We start from the raw sequence: 16868 nt of genomic DNA, 5'->3' as shown, positions 1-16868 counted from the left end.
AAAGACCTCGACGTGCCTGACGCTACCGGTCGGGCGGGCTTCGCCCGCGCTGACCTGACTACTTTCTGCCGCCTCGACGACCTCGGGTTGGAGGTGACCGGCCAGCAACTGCACCCCGATCGTGCGGTATTGGCATGCCGGGTCAGCGACGACGACTCGTGGTGCCGCCGCTGCGGCGAGCGAGGCGTCAGCCGCGACAGCGTGACACGCGAGCTTGCCCACGAACCATTCGGGTGGCGGCCCACCACCTTGCTGGTCACCCTCCGCCGCTACCGCTGCGCCGGCTGTGCCCATGTGTGGCGCCAAGACCTCGGCAACGCCGCCGAACCACGCGCCAAGCTGTCCCGGCGTGCGTTGCAGTGGGCCTTGAAAGCGATTGTCTGCCAACACCTGACCGTGGCTCGCGTCGCCGAAGCGCTGGCGGTGTCGTGGAACACCGCCAACAACGCCGTCCTGGCCGAAGGGCAGCGAGTGCTGATCGCCGATCCGGCCCGCTTCAACGGCGTGCGGGTGATCGGCGTCGATGAGCACGTGTGGCGGCACACCCGTCGCGGCGACAAGTACGTCACCGTGATCATCGACCTCACCCCGGTCCACGACCAGACCGGCCCTGCCCGGCTGCTCGACATGGTCGAAGGCCGCTCCAAGAAGGCGTTCGCCGACTGGCTGTCCGAGCGACCCCAGCCCTGGCGCGACGGTGTCGAAGTTGTTGCCATGGACGGCTTCTCCGGGTTCAAGACCGCCACCACCGAAGAACTTCCTGAGGCAGCCACGGTGATGGATCCCTTCCACGTGGTGAGGTTGTCCGGCAACGCTCTCGACGACTGCCGCCGCCGTATCCAGGTGGCCACGTGTGGGCACCGCGGCCGCAAGACCGACCCGCTCTATGCCTGCCGACGCACCCTGCACACCGGCGTCGATCTGCTCACCGACCGCCAGAAAGCCCGGCTGGCAGCCTTGTTCACCGGCGACATTCATGTGGAGGTCGAAGCGACCTGGCACATGTACCAACGCGCCGTGGCCGCCTACCGCGAACCCGACCGCACGAAAGGCCGAGCCATGATGGCGGCGCTGATCGACACGCTGAGCGCCGGCGTTCCCAAACCGCTGACCGAGCTGATCACCCTCGGACGCACACTGACCAAGCGGGCTGTCGATGTGCTGGCCTATTTCGACCGGCCCGGCACCAGCAACGGACCGACCGAAGCGATCAACGGCCGTCTCGAACACCTCCGTGGCTCCGCCCTGGGCTTTCGCAACCTCACCCACTACATCGCCCGATCCCTACTCGAAACCGGCGGATTCAGACCCCAACTACACCGTCAATCATGAAGAGCCCGAAAACAGTCTCGTTCTCGCATTCCAACCCACGAGAGGCGCCGTAACCCCATGTTGAACCGACTTGCCACATTGGCTGCCGCAGCGGGCGTGCTGCTGTCGGCGACCGTTACGCCGCTCGCCCTGGCCGACCCGGTCGATCCCGCCGGCTTCGACGGCCCGCCGCCGGACAACGGCGTCGTGGCCTCCGACGAGCCGGCCCGCATCACCAGCCCGGACGGGTGGGTCCTCGAGGTCGTGGCCAAGAACGAGACCCAGCTGCCCGTCGCCCCGCTGACCACCGCGGTCAGCTCCCGCGAATACCTGGTGGGCGGCACGTTCACCGGCACGGTCACCGGCAACGGCAAGACCAAGCTGAACGGCGGCACGCTGGAGGCCGGCTACCAGATCGGTTGCGGCATCGAGCTCGGCCAGGTGCGTCTGATCGGCCAGATCGGTCTGAGCACCTCGGGCTCCACCCTGGCCGGCCTGATCCCGACCGGTGTCAGCATGCCGATGTCGGGCACCCTGGAAATCCACGCCAAGCCGGGCACCGTGACCCAGGTGCCGGTCGACAAGAAGACCTTCAAGTCGGCTCCGGTCCGCGTGACGCTCAAGGACACCCACATCAAGATCGACGGTTGCGTCGGCCAGTCCTTCCTGCGGTCGTACGCGGTGCTGACCAGCTCCACCACCGACACCGACGACATCGTGGCCTACTACGGCATCACCAAGTCGGTCTGATGCATCGGGTTACCCGCGGAATTGTCACCGCCGCAGCGGTTTTCGCTGCGGCGGCGGCAATGACGCAAACTGACATCGCATCCGCCGATCCGGTCGTGCCCACGCCGATTCCCGCGCCTGGCCCCGCCCTGCCACCACCGGCGCCCGTCGCACCCGAAGGCCCCGGCGGCAACCTCGCGGTCCCGGTCGCGGGCGCCAACCTGGGTCCCCAGGGGCTCAACGTCCTCGCCCAGAGCGACGGGGTGAATCCCCTGGGCGCCGCGCTCGGTGCACCCTCGGACCTGACCGGCCTCGACCGCGGCAGCGTCCTGGGCCAGTACGCCGTGCCCTCGGCTCCCGGCGGGCCATCGCCCGTCACGACACCGAATCTCCGGGCCTTCAACAACGCCTACGGCCCGCAGCAGTGCATCAAGCCGTCGGCTCCCGGTAAGTGCGAGCAGTTCGATGTCGAACCCGGTGAGGAGAACGCCGACGTCAACGGGCGTACGTGGCTGGGTCGCTACATCGACATGTACCGCGACGGTCGTCTGAAGGGCGGACTGCTCGGGCAGATGCCGCGCGAACAGCTCGGCGAATCCCTACCCGGCACGGCACCGCCTCCCGGGACCAACATCCCGCCGGGCCTGGTGGAGTTCCGTCCGGACCCCGCCGATGTCCCGCCCCCGCCGGGGGCACCGGTTCCGCCGGTACCGCCGGCACCCGCCAACTGAACACCTGATTCAGGCCCGTCAACTCCGGTTGGCGGGCCCGAATCGTCTGCGCCGGTTGGTCGCCGGTCATGCTGAATTCAGACAGCCGCGCCATTTTGGCCGCAGCGCATGGGCCCGTCACGTATACACAAGCAATGACGGTAAGCGCCGGCTGGTACGGCGTCGGCGGACTCGCGGCGGCCATCATCGGGGCAGCACTCACCACCGGGACCGCCGTCGCATGGGCGGACAATGAACCCGGCCACAACGCTGCCGGCAGTCCCGCCGCCTCGGCGGCCAGTGCCGCGGCGCACGCGGGTAGCGACAGTTCAGCCCCGCCCACCGGCCGGCCGGCGCGTTCCGCACCGCCCCGCTCGAGCGGCACCCGCTCCCCCGCCCGCACCAAACCTGCGGCGAGTTCGGCTGGTGAACGGTCGCACCGCACAGCCGCACCGACCACCGGCGCGACGTCATCGCGACCCCAGATCCTGGCGAATCCCGTTGTCCCCAAGCCGAAGTCAGCAGCCAGTGCGGCGGCCGCAGCGCCTGCGGTGACCCCGCGAGCCACCAGCGCCAGTGCCACGACTGTCGCCGCGACGCTCCCCTCCGCGGCGACACAGGCGGCGCCGAGCGCCGTGCCGGCCGCCCTACCCAACAATGCGGCCGGGTGGTTCCAGGCAGTGATCTACAACCCGCTGCACACCGGCATCCAAGGCTGGATCAACAGTCCGCTCGGGCAGGGCGTGGACGGCGTCATCAACAGGCTGGCCGGCACCTACGTGATCGGCAACGGCCGCATCGGCACCGCGACCGCACCCAATGGCACCGCGGGCGGGTGGCTGTTCGGCGACGGCGGCGCCGGCTGGGACAGCACCGAGGCCTTGGTCCGCGGCGGCAACGGCGGCGCGGCGGGCATGGTCGGCAATGGCGGGCGCGGCGGTTCCGGGGGCGCCGGAGCATCGGGCGGCGCCGGTGGCCCCGGCGGCATGCTGATGGGTATCGGCGGCCATGGCGGTGCGGGCGGCGCCCAGGCCGGCGGCACCGGCGGGCCGGGCGGCAAGGGCGGAAACGGGCGCGGTCTGCTGTTCGGCGCCGGCGGCGGTGGTGGCCGCGGCGGCGACGGGGCTGACGGCGGCCGCGGCGGGAACGGCGGTTCCGGCGCGTTCATCATGGGCATCGGCGGCGCCGGCGGGGATGCGGGAAACAGTGGCGTCGGCGGCGGCTCCACCGAACTGCCCGCGCTCGGTGGCGCGGGCGGCAACGCGGGTCTGCTGGGCAATCACGGCGCGGTCGGTAAGTCCGGGACGGGCACCACCCTCATCCAGACCGGCGCGAACACCTCCATGCTGTCCGTCACGCCGACCGGCGTCTGGCTCACCAACAGCGAAGGACAGGTCGTCCTGCTGCACGGCTTCAACGAGGTGTACAAGCTGGCGCCGTATGAACCGTCGGCGAGCGGATTCAGCGAGGACGACGCCGCATTCCTGGCGGCCAACGGTTTCAACGTCGTGCGGCTCGGGGTGATCTGGGCCGGCGTCGAGCCGCAGCCCGGTGTGTACGACGCCGCCTATGTCGACTCGATCCGGCAGACCGTCGACATGCTTGCGGCGCACGGCATCTACACCATCATCGACATGCACCAGGACCTGTACAGCGCATCGCTCGGCGGCGAGGGCGCGCCCGAGTGGGCCACCAAGACCGGCGGGCTGCCCAACCGCAGCTTCGGCTTCCCCGGCAGCTACTACCTGAACCCCGCCGAAACCGCGGCGTGGGATGGCTTCTGGAACAACGCCGAGGCCGCCAACGGAATCGGGCTCGAGGACAACTACGCCAAGGCCTGGGAGACGGTCGCCGCCGCGGTCGCGGGCAACAACAGCGTCATCGGCTACGACATCATGAACGAACCCTTCCCGGGCACCTCGTGGTTGCCGACGCTGCTGGGCAGCCCGTTCTACGCGACGCAACAGCTGACGCCGATGTACAACCAGGTGGCGGCTGCCATCCGGGCCGTCGATCCGAACACCGCGCTGTTCGTCGAACCGGCCAACCCCGCCGTGTCCGAAGTTCCCGCGATCCTCGGCCTGCCCATCCAGCTGGGCACCATCGATGATGCGAATGTCGTTCTGGCGTTTCATGATTACTGTGCCGGCTCGGCCACCAGCAGCATCTGTGGCTGGCTGGCCATGCAGCAGGCCAGCACGGCACACGCCTACGGCAAGGCCAACAACATCCCGGTGTTCATGGACGAGTTCGGCGCCTCCCACCTGCCCTCGGATCTGAGAGCCGAGATGAACGCCGCAGACCGGTACCTGATGAGCTGGTCCGTATGGGCCTACTCCGGTGTCGGTGACATCACCACCAGCGGCAGCACCGACGGCGAGTCCGTCGTCTACGACCCGGCCCTGCCGCCCACTGGCGACAACGTCAACACCGGGAACCTTCAGGTGCTGGCCGGGCCGTACCCACAGGCGGTGTCCGGCACGCCGCTCAAGCTGTCAAATGCCAATGGCGCCTTCACTTTCAGTTACTCGACCACCAAGGCGGACGGTTCGGGTAGCTTCGCGGCCGGCTCGTTGAGCACCATGTCGGTGCCGGCCATCGCCTACCCGAACGGGTACACAGTCAGCGTCACCGGCGGCCACGTGGTCTCGGCCGCGAACGCACCGACATTGGTGATCGCGTCGGACGCCGACACCGGTGTCGTTCAGGTCGTGGTGACCGCCGCGCCGTAGCGTTGCCGGACCGTGATCCCATCCAGCGGAACTCGCCCGCCGCCTCGTCAGCTCCGGTCGTACCGTTCAGCGCGCACCGAAAGATGGTGCCTGCAAACATCATTCACGGCCAGGAGGACAACGATGGCGGCACGACGCAAGCTCACAACCCGAGCTTCGATCGCGATCGCGGGCACTGTGTGCGCACTACCGATCGCGGTGGCAAGCAATCCCGCGCAAGCCGACGCACCCAACCGGGCGCCGACCGTCGTGTACATCGTCGAACACGGTGAACCGATGTTCTCCGATCCCACCCTCCCGCTGTCGAGCAACGGGATTCAATACGCGAAGGCCGTCGCCAAGGTCCTGCAGGACATCAGGTTCAACAACGTGTACGCATCGAGTGCGCTGCGGTCCAAGCAGACCGTGTCGTACACCGCCGCCGCGCGCGGACTGGCGGTTCAGCAGTTGCCCAACGCGGATCCCAGCACCCCGTCCGCCGCAGCCGCCGAACCGCTGGCCCAAGCAGTCTCGAGCCTTCCCGCCGGATCGGTCGCACTCGTGGGCGGCAACACAGAGAACATCTTCCGCATCATGAATCTCCTCGGCATTCCCGTGGTGGCGGGATGCGGCCCCGACCAGCAATGCGTGCCGTGCCTGGACAAGACGTGCTTCACACCCAATGACCTGAGCAGTATTTGGCAGGTGACGCTGCATCCCGGCAGTCCACAGGGCACGCGCCCGGCCCCCACGGTGCAGCGCATCCACCCGGAAACCCCGAACACCTTCAATCCGCCGCGCTAGCCGATCCCCGGGCTCGAAGGCGGGCGTAGCGTAGCCGTTGTGTCCGCCGAACCCAACAATCACTACCACCACCTGGCATTCGGCCCCGATGCCCTGGATCGTCAGCAGCGCAACGGCAGCTATCTGGCGTACGGCCGGCACACCGAGCGCGCCGACGACGGACCGCAGCGCCTCGACGACCGCGAGCTGCTGATGATCCGGCGCGCCGACCAGTTCTGTCTGGCCACCGTCACACCCAACGGCTGGCCCTACCTCCAATACCGCAGTGGCCCAGCCGGATTCGTACGGTACCTGCCCGAGACCGAACGGCTGCGGTTCATCGATCTGCCCGGCAACAACCAGTTCGTCACCCTGGGCAATCTGGCCGCCGACGACCGGCTGGCGATGTTCTTCGTCGACTACCCGCGACGCACCCGCCTCAAGGTCTTCGGCCGCGGGACCGTCATCGAGGACGGACCGCAGCGCGAGATCGAGATCGCGGTCGAGGCCTTCGACTGGAACTGCTCACGCTCCATCATTCCCCGCTTCGACCGCGAGTACATGCGCGAACTCGGCGAGGCATACCAGGCCAGGTTCGACGGCCGCGAGGCCGAACTGCAGGCCGAGATCGACGCGCTCAAGGCACGGGTGGCGGAGTTGGAGGCGCGCTCACCCCACGCGTGACCGGCTGAGGATGCTCCGCCTGGCATGGCTCCGGAAGTAGTGATCCCCGCCCGTTCCGTTTGTCACAGTCCGTCGCGGGTACCCGCCCGTCATGACCGAATCCACCGTGCCTCAGATTCCGCTTCGCGCGACAGCATTGATCTGCACCCTCAAACCGGGCCCGGCACCGTCGAGCAGTGACCTCATCGCCGAGCATGTCCTGGCCGTGCTGCGGGAGCAGGGCGTCGCGTGCGAAACCGTCCGGTGCGTGGACTACAACATCGCGCCCGGCGTCGAGGCGGACATGGGTGACAGCGATCAGTGGCCACAGATCCGGGCCCAGGTCCTCGACGCCGACATCCTGCTGATCAGCACGCCCATCTGGCTGGGGCACCCGTCGTCGGTCGCACAACGGGTTCTCGAGCGCCTCGACGCCGAGCTTTCCAACAAGGATGATCAGGGCCGGCCGGCCGTCTCGCAGAAAGTCGCGATCGTCAGCGTCGTCGGCAACGAGGACGGTGCCCACAAAACCGTCGCCGATATCTTCCAGGGCCTCAACGACATTGGCTTCAACATCCCCGCTCAGGGCTGCACGTACTGGAACGGCGCCGCGATGGAGTCGACGGACTACAACGATCTCGACGAGGTCCCGGAAGCGGTCGCGTCGGCCACCGCCGCGGCGGCCCGCAACGCCGCACACCTGGCCCGCGTGCTGCACGACGCGCCGTATCCGCCGTACAAGTAGTCAGTTGAAGACGCCGGCGATCTTCAGGATGAACAGGACCGCAATGGTCAGGAAGATGATGACGTAGATCGCGATCACAACCGTCGGGGCGATCACCTTTTTCGGGCCGCCGGCCGGCGGGGTCGGATCGGGATTGCTCGTCGCCGATTCCTGCCCGGAATCGGGCGGCGTGTCGCCGGGTTCGGTGCCGCCGCCAGGTGCCAGGCCCGGGGTCAATGTCGGATCCGGGTCCGGTGGTGCCTGGTTCGGCTGTCTGTCGGAAGCCATGACGGGTGGTTACCCGGGTGCTGCACAGCCAAACGGCTCAGCCGCCAGCCAGGGCCTCCCGGAACTGATCCGAGGCGTAGAACGGGATGAGACGGCGTCGCAGCACCGACTCCAGATAACCGCGCTCATCGAGCAGGGCGATCACCGGCGGGCCGAAGCGCAGCGCTTCCTCGATCATGTCCTCACGGCCGACCCCGAGATCGAGCAGCAGATCGTAAAGGCTGACATCGCCGTACTTTTCGAAGACATGATCGATGCCCTCGTCGAGGAGCGCGCGGAAGTAGTCGGTGTCCCGGAAGGTGCGCCAGAACTCGTAGATCGGCACGACCGCGTCCTCGACGTCGTCGGCCGAAATCACCGAAATCGCCGACGACAGCGGGCTGTTCAGGTTGCTGCGCCACAGATCGTTGAGCGCCTCGGCGAGCACGTCTTCGTCCGCATGCGTGTGGGCGAGCAGAAAGCGGGCGCCGCGGCGCGCCAGATCCTCGGCGCGCAGCTCCAGCCGTTCGACCGGGCCCTGTGGCATCCGGGCACCGACTGCGCCGAACACGCGGCCCAGTCGACCACGGGCCAACGACCTGCCACCCTGCGTGACGGATTCGGCGAGCGAGTGCTGGACCAGCGTCACGCAGAATTCGGTGAACGCCTCGCTGCTCAGAATCCGCTCCAGCACTCGCTGCGTGACGCCCATCTCGAGCACCATCGCGCTGAGCTCACTGAAACGACGCCCGTCGATGACGTCGCCGAAGCGGGTGTCCGAGGACGCGGTGAGCTGATAGAGCCGGGCAGCGACCTCACTGACCAGTTCCGCGATGCCGCCTTCCACCGGGACCTGCACGGCGTACTTCGCGGCGACGTTCTTGATCATCGTGGGCGTCACGGCGTCGGACAGCGTGATCTCCGACGCCTCCGACAGGGCGTGCTCGATCTCGTCGAGGACCAGGCTGTGGTAGTTCTCGCCGCGCAGCTGCTGCATGGCGAACGCCACCTGCGCATCGAGGAGCCGGGCCGCGACCGGTTCGAGCTGCGGCTCGAGGTCGTCGGCCGGCTCCGGGAAATTGGTCATTGCCAGCACCTTACCCAGCTGAACTCGTCGGCCGCCGGTTGCGCGTCGGGCGGCTCGACACTCAGCGGCGCACCGTCGGACTGTGCCCCACACCGAACTGCGGCACCGAAGCGGGCGGACGGTTCTGCCGCATACTCACGCAAACACCCAGGCCACCGCCGACACACGGCACACCATTGACAGTCGGTACCGGGCCGCCTGATCGGTTGCCGGTCGGGTCGTAAGCCGCGTCAGCTGCCGCTACCGGTGACAGGCCGAGGGCCGGCGCCCCGCATGTCGCCAGGTACGTGCCCAGCCGAAGGAGACCGGCCATCATTGCCCGCTTTCGCCCATTCACTGGCCAACATAGTCCGGCGCCACGGTTCGAGGTACACCCGCGAGTTGGCTGAGTGAGTGCGCGTGTTCCGTCCTGCTGTCACCTCAGCGGGTGACGCCCAATCTCCGCGGGAACCATGCCGGCGATCCCCTTATCCTTGGATTTCGGGGGCAGGGGGATGCGATGGACTACCTGGCGGGACAGCTCGTCTTCTTGGCCATCGTCGCGGCGCTCATCGGCGGCGTGATCTGGGCAGTGGTCGTGATGCGCAAGCCACGCCCGCGGCTTGAGGACGAAGACGACGAACTATGACTCGCTGCTTCGTGCCGGCGCCACAGATCGGCCCGAACGGCGCGGCGGTACTCGGATGAGCTGCGTTGAACTCCACGGCCGGCGCTTCGTTACGGCGCGCATCGCTCACGTCACCGGGGCCGTGTCGTGGTGGGTGTTCGTCGTCGCACGTCTCATGACGGAGATGAATTCGGCGCCATTGAACTTCGGCCTGCCGCGGCGGTACGCCGACTCCGACGAGTCGATATTCGGAGTCGGGTTGGGACACAAAGACTTTGGCTGGACGGCGTACGAGCCGCTGACCGGCCATCCGCCGGCGCTGAACGATGGGTTCTTCATCGTGAACGGCCTCTCGACCGTCGCGGTCGTGGCGCTGGCCATCACTACCATTGCCGCCGTGGTCGAAGCGATATCCGTCGCGCGATGGCCCGCGGGCATTGTCACGATTCTCGCGCCGATCACCGGTGCCGCCATCATCCTCTGTGCGCTCCACTACGGCACGGGATTCGGCGGTGGTCTCAAGTTGAGCTTGCTGGTGGTGTTTGCGCTGGTTCTGCTCGGCGTCGCGATTCGTGAAGTGTGGAGCCGGGTGTGGGCGCCTCGCCCGACCCGGGCCGAATAACCTCACCCGGATTGGCGGTGACGCGGTTCTCCACGGCGCAGAGGGCCGCACTGAACGACGCGTGGAGTGGTGGTCCATCGCGTATTCGTCGTCGGCTTCCTGATCCGCCCCTGCTCGGCCGCGGATCCGAACAAATCAGCGTCGGACCCCACACCAGATCTAGCCTTATCCTTGGATCTCCTGGGGAGGAGGGGGATCCGTCGTGGCAGATGCCATCAAGGTCGACGCCGAGGGGCTGCAGTCGCACGCCAACGTCTGCGATACCGCCGCCGCAGCCCTCGCCGGCAGCGCCGCACCCACAGCCTCGGCCGGGCACCACACTCAGGCCAGCACGTCTGCCGTCACCATGGGCCACTCGCTGGTCGACACCATCACCTCAACTCTCTCCGGCCGAGCCACCAGCACTGGGGAGAAGCTGCGCGCGGCGGCGGCCCGCTACACGCGCACCGACGGCGACTCCGGCCAGGCGATCTCCGCCGTTCAGGTCTGAAGCCTTGGCCGGCGGATCCCTGACCCGCGCCGATGTCGAAGCGTGGAACACCGAGCACCTCGACGCCGCGGCGACGCACTGGTCGAGCACAGCCCAGGCGTGGGAGGAGCACTTCACGACCATCCACAACGGCATGACTCGGCCGGGCGGGACGACCTGGGAGGGCGCCGGGGCTGACGCTGCCGCCGAACGCTCCTGGGCGGACCTGGTGACAGTCCGGGGCGCCGCGGACGCGCTGCACAGCGCGAGCGCGCACGCCACCACCGGGTCTGGCGACGTGGCGTGGGCGAAGCGACAGGCCCTGAACGCGATCGTCGAGGCGGAGGAGGACGGGTTCACTGTCGGCCAGGACTTCGCCGTGAAGGACACGTCGACGCCGTCTCTCCTCAGCGACGGATCGGACCGGCAGTCGAAGGCGAAGGAACACGCGCACGCGATCCAAACCGCTGTGCAGCAGCTGGTCGACGCCGACAAACAGACCGCCGACCGGATCCACGGCGCACTCTCCCCGCTGAACGGGGTCGCGTTCCCAGGTCACGACGGCGACGGGAAGCACGAGCCAACGGTGAAGGCCGTGGACTACCAGAAGCCGAAAGAGCCACCGCAGGACAAGCCGGGCGACGACGACAATGGCGGACTCGCAGGGCTTCTGGGCGTACCGGATCCTGCAAAGAAACCCGACGAGAAATCGCCCTGGACGCAGCAGCGACCTCCCGCGCAGCCGGACAAGCCGACGAATCCGCTGGATCTGCTGGCCGGCAAGGACGGCAAGAGCGACGCGGCGTCTGAGCATCCCCGCACGCTGCAGGACATGATGCTGCCGGGTGGTCCGCCCGCCGCGGCTGGACCAGCTTCGGAGCCGAAGTTCGATCCCAAAACCCCCGAGGGTCGGGCGGGTCTGGCGATGGCGCGTCAAGTGTTGATGAACGATCCCCGGGTACCGCCCGGGGAGGTTGAGCAGCGCCTGGCCGCGATGACGGCGCAGGCGCAGCAGCCGTTGCCGCCGCCACCTGTGCAAGAACCCGGCCCGAAGCCACCGATCCCCGGCCTCGGGGAACGACTCGGCGACAAGTTCAACAACTTCACCAACAGCATGCAAGAGGGGTTCTACGAGCGAGGACGCGAAACCCTCACCGGTATCGAGAACCTGACCGGCCTAGGCGGGCCGGGGCATCCGGGTGTGGGCGAGTCCTGGAAACAGCTCGTGCACGGCACGATCGACGACATCCGCAGCGATCCCCTGCGCTACCAGGCTGCGCAGCGTGAGGGGCATGCGATGGTCGAAGACCCCGGTCGCTACGCCGGCAAGACGCTCTTCGACGGCACCGTCGCGGCAGCCACTGCACCTTTGGCCGGGGAAGGCCTACTGGCACGCGGGGCAGCCGAGGGCGCCGTCACCCACGGCCTGGAGCACGGCATCGAGCACGGGGTCGTCCACGACGCGGCGCCGGTCGCCCCACACCCGCCTGCCGACCTGCCAGTCGCTCCGCACGGACCCGTCGAGGTACCGGCGACCGGGGACCACGGGCTGATCGGGCACGGCAGTGACACCGCGCCACCGCCACTGGAGCATCACAGTCCGCTCGAGGACATGCTGCTCGGCGGGCATCACGATGCGAATCCGGTTGAGGTTCCGCCGACGCACACCCCGCCGTCGCCCGACGCCTTCGACCTCGGGCAGGGGTCGCACTACAACTCCGGCGATCCGTACCACCCAGGTAACTGGCCACCGCATACTCCCGAGTCGACCTGGCAGAAGGGCGACACCGAACCCGGTTGGCGGCACGTGAACCGCGGCCCGGACAAGCCTTGGATGGACTTCCAGGGCCAGGTCGGCGGTATTGAACGCACCCCGGAGGGCCACCTCCCGGAGTACGTCCGGATCGACCCCACGACCGGGAGACCCGTCGAATACGACGCACAGGTGTTCAGAGGGCCGCAGGAGGTCTACCTCGAAGCGAAAGACGGGCATCGCGGTATGGCTTTCGCGCCGGATAGCACCTACTGGGAAGGCCGGGCCGACAAGACGCTCGAACAGGTCGAGCGCCAGCTTCGCGCGCTGCCACCCGATGCGATTCTCGAATGGCACGTCTCCGACCCGTACGGCGCTGCGGCGATACGAAAACTGTTTGAGGCCAACGGCATCTATGACGTCTCGGTCATCTACACCCCAAGGATGCCGTGAAAGTTAGGATTGACAGATCATGAGCACCGCAGGCACCGCGCCGGTATGGGGGAGCCGGGATGCGATCCTGCGCTCCGTGTGGGTCGCGACCGGAGAGTCCCCCGAATGGATCGCGCAACGCACCGACGCGTTGCTAAGTGAGCTTCAGGCGGCGTTCGATGTGTCGTATTGGCGGACGTCGAAGGATCAGCGTTGGGAGGGCTCACCGGAGGCCCTGGCCGACATCGTGCGCGGCTTCGTCGGCACCGGCATAGACGGTGACCCCGAGCCCGAGAACGGATACGTGTTCTCGGTCGCCGGTGCGGGACCGCGGGTGGCGCCGCGGATCAGGGTGTCTGCGGGATCCGTCTCCACGGGCGGGCGACTTCCGAGCCACCACATGACGGTGGAGCTTCGCGAGATGTATACCGGTGCGATCACCGCAGAGGACGGTGACATCGTGTGCGCGGCGGTGGCGCGGACCTGGGGACCGGCCATGTTCGCCCTAGCGGACGACCCGACGCGGAGCGCCGCGCGCCGCGGCAACTGGAAGATCGGCATCGGCTACCGCACCTGGATCAGCGCCGAGGTCGGGACGGTCAGTCGAGTCGCCGATGGGCTCACGGCGTCCGAACTGGCTGGGGGAACGCTCATTTCGGCTCCGGACAACTGGCCGGCCGAACGGGTGGTTGCTGCGCTGACAGAGACCTTGAGCGCCAACGGGCTCGACGAAGTGCCGCACTAAGCACGTGACAGGCGAGCCACCGAGCTTCGAGTTCACCTTGACGAGAGACCGCGACGTCGTCGGCCAGCTCGTCGACCACACGCTCATCCTGTCCATCGAGGCGCAGACCGAACTCATCGCCCGGTACTCGGGGCTGTCTTGGCGCGTAGACCTGTCCGAGCCGCCGGTGTTCTGGTTCGAGCGCGAGCCCGCGGCGGTGTTCCGCCCACATTTCATCGGCTCCACCTCGACGCGCACCAACACGTGGCTGTGGGCCTGGGAAAACATCAACGACTTCCCGGACTCAGTAGTCTCCCTCGCCCAGTACGTCCGGGAGGCAGGCGAGCGACTCGGCGCGGCGGAGCTGACGACCGCGTATCAGAACCTTCAACCGGCCGAACGGGTCTACGAGGGGCTGATCGCACGCGGCATGCCCGAAGCCGTCTACGTCTACTGCGCACAAGCACTCTCCGAGCTGCCCGCCCCGGTCTACTACCGAGCCCCGAATGGGAACGGATACAGCTGGTTTCTGCTTGACAACCCTGACGAGTTCTCGATGCCCACCGCCGCCGCTGTGTCCACCACGGCGGCGATTACCCGCGCGCTGCGAACCGGCGACATCACCGATCACCGCCTGGCGGTGACCGCCTATGCTCAACGCCGGCAAGGGATTTCGTTGGATATCCCCGGGCACGACCGCATGGTCCTGCAGGCACCGGACGGACAGGTTGTGATCGGAATTGACGAGGCCGGGCGGATCACCACGATCGTGAGTGACCCTGGTGGTCAATAGCAGGCTGGGGTACTTCAGCGGCATCGGTGAGCTCAAAGCCGGAAACCTCGCCACACAGTCTAGGCGGTCATGCGGTGCCTAACTCTGCGACGGCGCCGTCGAGAGCGGCATCCCTCACGATGCGGTAGGCAGATGCCCGGCTGATCCCGAGACAGAGCCGCGGAGTAACGCGCCGCGGCTACACTCCGTGTCCAGCGATGTCCATCTGCTCAACCGTAGCCGCGTCGTACCCGCGGGAACGTAGGTACTGATTAGCGGCGGCGACAGCGGCGCTGGCCTCAGACTGAGTGCCTACGCCCTTCGCGTTGGCGATCCCGTATGCGACGGCACAGTCCTGTTGGACCTCCGCAAGGAACTTGTTCGAGTTGACGTAGCCGTTCGCCGCAGCTGCGTTGGCGCATGAGTATTCGTTGGCGGATGCCGTGCCCGCGTTGCTGATTGTGAACGCGGCGAGCATCGCAGTCGCGGCGAGCAGTCGTGCTCTCATAGTGCGCTGAGGGTACCGCCGCCCACCCAGCTTTCGGTCCGTTCCGACGAGCCATCGACGCTTCGAAATGATCCAGCTGCGGGTCATCAGGGCCACCGCGTTGGCGACTAGATCCAGAATGGGTCACTCTGGGTCATCGGCGCCCTGCCAGAACCCGGCCCAGTTACGAGAAGAACCACCCGTTACCAGGTGGTTCTCGAAGTGGCCAGGGCCGGGATCGAACCGGCGACCTTCCGCTTTTCAGGCGGACGAGATAGCCACTGACCTGCGGTTTATCTGCTTCTGTGCGTCATATGTTCCGCATTGAGCAGGGCTGACGTACTGAGCCTGTCCGGCGAACGGACATAAACCGGACACGGTGCTTGCACTCCCGACCAGGAGCTTCCGTACTGCCGCTTGATTTGTGTGCAGCCTCGGCGGTTCCGGGGAGCAGGCACCCCGATGCCCAGCATCGCATCGTCAGCCACCGGACCGACGCCCTCGACGCAGGGCTCGACATCGGCATCACAACACCCGTGTTTGCGGCATGGTGCTGCCGGTGCCTCGGTTGACGGTAGGTCGCGAGCGCCCGAGGCCGCCCAGGCCGCAGGGCGCGAGAGCGACAGTGGTCGGCCGGACGTCAACCGGGGCGCCGGCCTCAACCCCGCCGCGCCGGGCGGGCTTGTTATATGTGCCGAAAATGTCCGCGGCCCGCTCGCCGACGGGATCGCGACCAGTGATCTGCGGGCGATCGACGCATTGGGGCTGCGGTTCCCGAGCCCCGAGATGGTCACCGCAGCAGCGGCACTGTTCGAACCGGCAGCACCGTGGGCGTATGGACCCGGGCGGCGAGGTACCGAACCTGAATCCGGACGGTTTCGCATCACTATCGGCCCCGGCGTCGTGCGGCTCGGGTGGACCAATCCCGTCCGGGCCGAGAAAGCTGCCGAACGAGCCGTCGGTCATCACCAACGTGACGTTGACGATGCGAAGCTGCAAGTCAGAAACGACCTCGCCCTCACAGATGGAGACGATGATCAGGCCGTCGTGTCGTCGACACGACGGAGTCGTCCTGAAAATGACCCGTGCGGTTCTGGTGGTGTCATCACTGAGTGGTCCCGTAAATCACGCTCCGCGATGTGCCGCACCTTCGCCGAACTCGACTACAGCCCGCTAGTGGAGTCTGATCGTGTCCCGGCGATGGTCACGCTCACCTATCCCGGTGACTGGGAGGTCGTCGCGCCGGATGGTGCGAGCGTGAAGCGACACATGGTGTTGTGGCGCAAACGATTTCAACGAGAGTATGGCGAACCCGCTCGCTACATCTGGAAACTGGAATTTCAGCGGCGCGGCGCACCCCACATTCACCTGTGGACGGCACCACCCATGTCGCCGGGCCGGTCGGGTCGGGGCTTCGCTCAGTGGCTGTCCGAGACGTGGGCAGAGGTCGTCGACCACCCCAACCCAGTGCAAAAGGCCCGCCATCGACTTGCCGGCACCGCCATCGACGTCCGCAGTGGCCTAAAAGCCTGCGATCCGAAGCGCCTGGCCATCTACTTCACGAAGCACTCCTCACCAAATCTACACGGAGACAAGGAATACCAGCACGTCGTGCCCGAACCGTGGCGACGGGCTGGACGTGGGCCTGGCCGGTTCTGGGGTGTGTACGGACTCAAGAAAGCCATCGCCGTGGTGGAGGTCGCGCAAGATGCTTATCTCTCCGCGCGACGCATCGTGCGACGGTGGTCACGGAGTCAGGCGGTGTACGGCGATTCGGCCAGCCGCTACCCCACTTCCGTAGTGCCGCGCACGGCCACACGCCTGGTTTCGCGTCTCGACCGCAAGTCAGGCGTCGTAGAACACCGGCGTGTGCGCCGACGACGAACGTTCTGCACTCACGGCGGCTTGGCCGGCGGATACGCGCTCGTGAATGATGGCCCAACCTTTGCCGTACAGCTTGCGCGTGCGATCACGTAGCGCCATCATTTGGAACTTTTCACCAGTCTTCGCAGTGCGC

The 16868-nt window shown here is 67.3% G+C and carries 17 protein-coding genes and 1 tRNA gene; 14 read left to right on the top strand and 4 right to left on the bottom strand.

Annotation, left to right across the window (positions count from 1 at the left end; translation table 11 throughout):
- Positions 1-12: 12 nt before the first annotated feature.
- From ACZ5IQ_RS03115 to ACZ5IQ_RS03085, 7 genes are all read left to right on the top strand, one after another.
- Positions 13-1332, top strand: coding sequence for an ISL3 family transposase (locus ACZ5IQ_RS03115; RefSeq protein WP_073698465.1), 1320 nt, complete (start codon positions 13-15; stop codon positions 1330-1332).
- Between the two features lie 57 nt (positions 1333-1389).
- Positions 1390-2061 carry an MspA family porin gene (locus ACZ5IQ_RS03110; RefSeq protein ID WP_133426510.1) on the top strand — a complete coding sequence of 224 codons (672 nt, stop codon included), beginning with the start codon at positions 1390-1392 and terminating at the stop codon, positions 2059-2061.
- Positions 2062-2120: 59 nt separating this feature from the next.
- Positions 2121-2771 (top strand): hypothetical protein, encoded by a 651-nt coding sequence (locus ACZ5IQ_RS03105; protein ID WP_318987350.1) that lies wholly within the window; start codon positions 2121-2123, stop codon positions 2769-2771.
- Between the two features lie 134 nt (positions 2772-2905).
- Positions 2906-5482 carry a cellulase family glycosylhydrolase gene (locus ACZ5IQ_RS03100; protein ID WP_464480782.1) on the top strand — a complete coding sequence of 859 codons (2577 nt, stop codon included), beginning with the start codon at positions 2906-2908 and terminating at the stop codon, positions 5480-5482.
- A gap of 123 nt (positions 5483-5605) precedes the next feature.
- Positions 5606-6265: a histidine phosphatase family protein gene (locus ACZ5IQ_RS03095; RefSeq protein WP_464480781.1), complete on the top strand. Its 660-nt coding sequence runs from the start codon at positions 5606-5608 to the stop codon at positions 6263-6265.
- A gap of 39 nt (positions 6266-6304) precedes the next feature.
- Positions 6305-6928 carry a pyridoxamine 5'-phosphate oxidase family protein gene (locus ACZ5IQ_RS03090; RefSeq protein WP_464480780.1) on the top strand — a complete coding sequence of 208 codons (624 nt, stop codon included), beginning with the start codon at positions 6305-6307 and terminating at the stop codon, positions 6926-6928.
- A gap of 91 nt (positions 6929-7019) precedes the next feature.
- Positions 7020-7652, top strand: coding sequence for a flavodoxin family protein (locus ACZ5IQ_RS03085; RefSeq protein WP_212813292.1), 633 nt, complete (start codon positions 7020-7022; stop codon positions 7650-7652).
- Here ACZ5IQ_RS03085 and ACZ5IQ_RS03080 read toward each other — a convergent pair whose 3' ends face one another.
- Together ACZ5IQ_RS03080 and ACZ5IQ_RS03075 are read right to left on the bottom strand one after the other, a co-directional pair.
- Positions 7653-7919, bottom strand: a complete 267-nt coding sequence (locus ACZ5IQ_RS03080) for a DUF6480 family protein (RefSeq protein WP_212813294.1) — start codon at positions 7917-7919, stop codon at positions 7653-7655.
- A gap of 37 nt (positions 7920-7956) precedes the next feature.
- Positions 7957-8985, bottom strand: a complete 1029-nt coding sequence (locus ACZ5IQ_RS03075; RefSeq protein ID WP_212813296.1) for a hypothetical protein — start codon at positions 8983-8985, stop codon at positions 7957-7959.
- 499 nt (positions 8986-9484) lie between these two features.
- Between ACZ5IQ_RS03075 and ACZ5IQ_RS03070 the strand changes: the two genes are divergently transcribed.
- The 6 genes from ACZ5IQ_RS03070 to ACZ5IQ_RS03045 all read left to right on the top strand — a co-directional run bounded on the left by ACZ5IQ_RS03070 (position 9485) and on the right by ACZ5IQ_RS03045 (position 14385).
- Positions 9485-9613, top strand: a complete 129-nt coding sequence (locus ACZ5IQ_RS03070; protein WP_256370092.1) for a hypothetical protein — start codon at positions 9485-9487, stop codon at positions 9611-9613.
- 55 nt (positions 9614-9668) lie between these two features.
- The gene (locus tag ACZ5IQ_RS03065) at positions 9669-10214 is read left to right on the top strand and encodes a hypothetical protein (RefSeq protein WP_212813298.1); all 546 of its coding nucleotides are present in this window, start codon (positions 9669-9671) and stop codon (positions 10212-10214) included.
- 202 nt (positions 10215-10416) lie between these two features.
- On the top strand, positions 10417-10704 hold the full coding sequence (locus ACZ5IQ_RS03060; protein WP_464480779.1) for a type VII secretion target: 288 nt from the start codon (positions 10417-10419) through the stop codon (positions 10702-10704).
- Between the two features lie 4 nt (positions 10705-10708).
- The gene (locus ACZ5IQ_RS03055) at positions 10709-12889 is read left to right on the top strand and encodes a hypothetical protein (protein ID WP_212813302.1); all 2181 of its coding nucleotides are present in this window, start codon (positions 10709-10711) and stop codon (positions 12887-12889) included.
- Between the two features lie 19 nt (positions 12890-12908).
- Positions 12909-13613 (top strand): hypothetical protein, encoded by a 705-nt coding sequence (locus tag ACZ5IQ_RS03050; protein ID WP_212813304.1) that lies wholly within the window; start codon positions 12909-12911, stop codon positions 13611-13613.
- Positions 13614-13617: 4 nt separating this feature from the next.
- Entirely contained in the window at positions 13618-14385 is a 768-nt protein-coding gene (locus tag ACZ5IQ_RS03045; RefSeq protein ID WP_212813305.1) for a DUF6882 domain-containing protein, read from the top strand.
- A 178-nt stretch (positions 14386-14563) separates the two neighbouring features.
- Here ACZ5IQ_RS03045 and ACZ5IQ_RS03040 read toward each other — a convergent pair whose 3' ends face one another.
- Positions 14564-14872, bottom strand: coding sequence for a hypothetical protein (locus ACZ5IQ_RS03040; RefSeq protein WP_212813307.1), 309 nt, complete (start codon positions 14870-14872; stop codon positions 14564-14566).
- Between the two features lie 202 nt (positions 14873-15074).
- Positions 15075-15139: transfer RNA gene (locus ACZ5IQ_RS03035), tRNA-Phe, on the bottom strand.
- Between the two features lie 174 nt (positions 15140-15313).
- On the opposite strand from ACZ5IQ_RS03035, the gene ACZ5IQ_RS03030 reads away from it, so the two are divergent.
- Positions 15314-16828: a rolling circle replication-associated protein gene (locus tag ACZ5IQ_RS03030; protein ID WP_464480778.1), complete on the top strand. Its 1515-nt coding sequence runs from the start codon at positions 15314-15316 to the stop codon at positions 16826-16828.
- The last annotated feature ends 40 nt before the right edge of the window (positions 16829-16868 follow it).

It is taken from the genome of Mycobacterium toneyamaense (assembly GCF_055384815.1).
Note: the sequence above shows the minus strand (reverse complement) of the source record. Positions and strands in the feature narration are given on the sequence as shown.

Coding starts and splice junctions, on each gene's coding strand:
- ACZ5IQ_RS03110 (WP_133426510.1), top strand. CDS start 1,390: ATGTTGAACCGACTTGCCACATTGGCTGCCGCAGCGGGCGTGCTGCTG.
- ACZ5IQ_RS03105 (WP_318987350.1), top strand. CDS start 2,121: ATGACGCAAACTGACATCGCATCCGCCGATCCGGTCGTGCCCACGCCG.
- ACZ5IQ_RS03100 (WP_464480782.1), top strand. CDS start 2,906: ATGACGGTAAGCGCCGGCTGGTACGGCGTCGGCGGACTCGCGGCGGCC.
- ACZ5IQ_RS03095 (WP_464480781.1), top strand. CDS start 5,606: ATGGCGGCACGACGCAAGCTCACAACCCGAGCTTCGATCGCGATCGCG.
- ACZ5IQ_RS03085 (WP_212813292.1), top strand. CDS start 7,020: ATGACCGAATCCACCGTGCCTCAGATTCCGCTTCGCGCGACAGCATTG.
- ACZ5IQ_RS03080 (WP_212813294.1), bottom strand. CDS start 7,919: ATGGCTTCCGACAGACAGCCGAACCAGGCACCACCGGACCCGGATCCG.
- ACZ5IQ_RS03075 (WP_212813296.1), bottom strand. CDS start 8,985: ATGACCAATTTCCCGGAGCCGGCCGACGACCTCGAGCCGCAGCTCGAA.
- ACZ5IQ_RS03070 (WP_256370092.1), top strand. CDS start 9,485: ATGGACTACCTGGCGGGACAGCTCGTCTTCTTGGCCATCGTCGCGGCG.
- ACZ5IQ_RS03065 (WP_212813298.1), top strand. CDS start 9,669: ATGAGCTGCGTTGAACTCCACGGCCGGCGCTTCGTTACGGCGCGCATC.
- ACZ5IQ_RS03050 (WP_212813304.1), top strand. CDS start 12,909: ATGAGCACCGCAGGCACCGCGCCGGTATGGGGGAGCCGGGATGCGATC.
- ACZ5IQ_RS03040 (WP_212813307.1), bottom strand. CDS start 14,872: ATGAGAGCACGACTGCTCGCCGCGACTGCGATGCTCGCCGCGTTCACA.
- ACZ5IQ_RS03030 (WP_464480778.1), top strand. CDS start 15,314: ATGCCCAGCATCGCATCGTCAGCCACCGGACCGACGCCCTCGACGCAG.